The following is a 2,723-nucleotide window of genomic DNA, read 5'->3' on the forward strand; positions in this document are numbered from 1 at the left end:
GGCGGAGTCTGCTCCGGGTCCCGAACTCAAAAGGTCGCCTCCTACATAGAGCGTGATTACAGGTGTGCGAGTTTCTCCAGCACGGGGGCGGCGGCGACGATCTTCGCCCACTCGTCCTCGTCGAGGCCGTCGACCAGGCCGGCCAGGAACGCGTTGCGCTTGCGGCGGCTCTCTTCGAGCATCGCCTCGGCCTGGGAGGTCTTGGTGACGACCTTCTGGCGCCGGTCCTCGGGGTGCGGCTCCAGCTGGACCAGGCCCTTGGCCTCCAGCAGCGCCACGATGCGGGTCATCGAGGGCGGCTGCACGTGCTCCTTGCGAGCGAGCTCGCCAGGGGTCGCGCTGCCGCAGGTGGACAGGGTGCCGAGCACCGACATCTCGGTGGGGCTCAGTGACTCGTCGACCCGCTGGTGCTTGAGTCGACGGGACAACCGCATCACGGCTGATCGCAAGGAGTTCACAGCGGCAGCGTCGTCGCCATGGGTTAGGTCCGGCATGTTCTTTAGCATAACTCATTACTCTCGCTAAAGACCAATGGCGACACGCCGAGATGCCCGTGACCCTGGCCACTGAGCCTGGGGGTCCGGGGGCACCCCCCGGCAAACATCGCGTCACCCATATGAGTGATACCGGCGCGGAACGTCACCCACCGCCCGGAACCGCCCCGGACCCTCGTCTACATGGGGACCAGCGTGCTCAGCCTGCGGATAGACGGGGAGCTGCTCGAACGGCTCCGACACCATGCCTCGAAAAGGGGAATGAGCGTCCAGGACTATGTGGTCCAGACGCTCATCCGGGACGACTTCGACGAGCGGTTCCAGACCGCGGTCGACGAGACGGAGAAGTTCTACGGCGTTACGTGACGGCCCGTAGAAACGCGGGTCACGTCAGGCCCAGCGCCGGCATCAGGTAGTAGAAGCCGAACACCGCCGCCACGACGTACATCGGCACCGGGACCTCCCGGCCCCGGCCCGCCACCAGCCGCAGCACCACGAACGTGATGAAGCCCATGCCGATGCCGTTGGTGATCGAGTAGGTGAACGGCATCATCACCATCGTGATGAAGGCCGGGATCGCGATCGTGTAGTCGGCCCAGTCGATCTCCTTGACGGAGCCCGCCAGGATCAGGAAGCCCACCGCGAGCAGCGCGGGGGTGGCCGCCTGGGACGGGACCATCGTGGCGATCGGCGTGAGGAACAGCGCTACGGCGAAGAGCGCGCCCGTGACGACGTTCGCGAAGCCCGTGCGGGCGCCCTCGCCGACACCGGCCGTGGACTCCACGAAGCAGGTGGTCGCGGAGGACGAGCTGGCACCGCCGGCCGCGACCGCGATGCCGTCGACGAAGAGCACCTTGTTGATGCCGGGCATGTTGCCCTCGCCGTCGGTCAGCTTCGCCTCGTCGCTGATGCCCATGATCGTGCCCATCGCGTCGAAGAAGCACGACAGCAGGACCGTGAAGACGAAGAGGACGCCGGTCAGCACGCCGACCTTGGAGAAGCCGCCGAACAGGCTGAACTCGCCGATCAGGCCGAAGTCCGGGCTGGCGACCGGGTTTCCGGGCCACTTCGGGGTGGTCAGGCCCCAGGAGGGGATCGTCGCGACCGCGTTCACGATCACCGCGAGGACGGTCATCGTGACGATCGAGATCAGGATCGCGCCGGACACCTTGCGGACGATCAGCGCGAGGGTGAGCAGGACGCCGAGGATGAAGATCAGGACCGGCCAGCCGTTGAGGTGACCGTCGGCGCCGAGCTGGAGCGGGACGGTGGTCTGGGCGGCGTCCGGGATGCGGGAGATGAACCCGGAGTCCACGAGCCCGATCAGCATGATGAACAGGCCGATACCGATCGAGATGGCCTTGCGCAGTCCGTACGGCACGGCGTTCATGACGCGCTCGCGCAGCCCGGTGGCGACCAGCAGCATCACGACCAGGCCGGCCAGGACGACCATGCCCATCGCGTCCGGCCACGTCATGCGCGGCGCGAGCTGGAGGGCGACGACGGAGTTCACGCCGAGTCCGGCGGCGAGCGCGATCGGTACGTTGCCGATGACCCCCATGAGGAGGGTGGTGAACGCGGCCGTGACCGCGGTGGCGGTGACCAGCTGGCCGTTGTCGAGGTGGTGCCCGTACATGTCCTTCGCGCTGCCCAGGATGATCGGGTTCAGCACGATGATGTACGCCATCGCGAAGAAGGTGGCGAACCCGCCCCTGATCTCGCGGGGGAGGCTACTGCCCCGTTCGGAGATCTTGAAGTAGCGGTCGAGGGCGGTCTGCATTGGATGTTCCTACGAGCAGAAGTGGACAGACGGAAACCGTTTCAGTATGAACATATGAAGACGTCAGGCGCTATCTCCGCGCGTAGACCGGCGTGGGGCCGAGTGTCCGCCGAGCGCCTTGTGCCGCCTCGTAAGCTGGGGGCATGGCGAAGTGGACACCGACACACGAGGCACCCGAGCCCCTTGAGGGCCCGATCGTCCCGACGATCATCGGCCTCACGATCCTCTGGTTCGTCCTCTTCCTGGTACAGCTCCCCTTCTACGGCTGGTTCGACGACCACGGTCATCTGTGGTGGCTGTGGACCTGCCTGGCCGGGAGCGGGCTCGCGCCCCGCGTCGTCGAAGTCCTCCAGCAGCAGGCCGTGGCGCAGGAAGTACCGGGCGCCGTTGTTCCAGTGGCGCCAGCTCACGTCGTCCATCGGGAACCGGCCCTCGGCGAGCTGCTTCTC

Annotated in this window: 3 protein-coding genes and 1 pseudogene; 2 read left to right on the plus strand and 2 right to left on the minus strand. The window is 66.7% G+C overall.

Going from position 1 to position 2,723, the window contains the following annotated elements:
- Positions 1–56 precede the first annotated feature (56 nt).
- The gene (locus ACNFOC_RS52965) at positions 57–494 is read right to left on the minus strand and encodes a MarR family winged helix-turn-helix transcriptional regulator (RefSeq protein ID WP_366437158.1); all 438 of its coding nucleotides are present in this window, start codon (positions 492–494) and stop codon (positions 57–59) included.
- 183 nt (positions 495–677) lie between these two features.
- Between ACNFOC_RS52965 and ACNFOC_RS52970 the strand changes: the two genes are divergently transcribed.
- Entirely contained in the window at positions 678–860 is a 183-nt protein-coding gene (locus tag ACNFOC_RS52970) for a ribbon-helix-helix protein, CopG family (RefSeq protein ID WP_393047307.1), read from the plus strand.
- 19 nt (positions 861–879) lie between these two features.
- Here the strand turns inward: ACNFOC_RS52970 and ACNFOC_RS52975 are convergent, their stop codons facing one another.
- Positions 880–2,274, minus strand: a complete 1,395-nt coding sequence (locus tag ACNFOC_RS52975; protein ID WP_416966107.1) for an NCS2 family permease — start codon at positions 2,272–2,274, stop codon at positions 880–882.
- 143 nt (positions 2,275–2,417) lie between these two features.
- Here ACNFOC_RS52975 and ACNFOC_RS52980 point away from each other — a divergent pair.
- Positions 2,418–2,723 (plus strand): annotated as a pseudogene (locus tag ACNFOC_RS52980) (hypothetical protein); the annotation flags it as partial.

The organism is Streptomyces colwelliae (assembly GCF_048158785.1).
GTDB lineage: Bacteria > Actinomycetota > Actinomycetes > Streptomycetales > Streptomycetaceae > Streptomyces.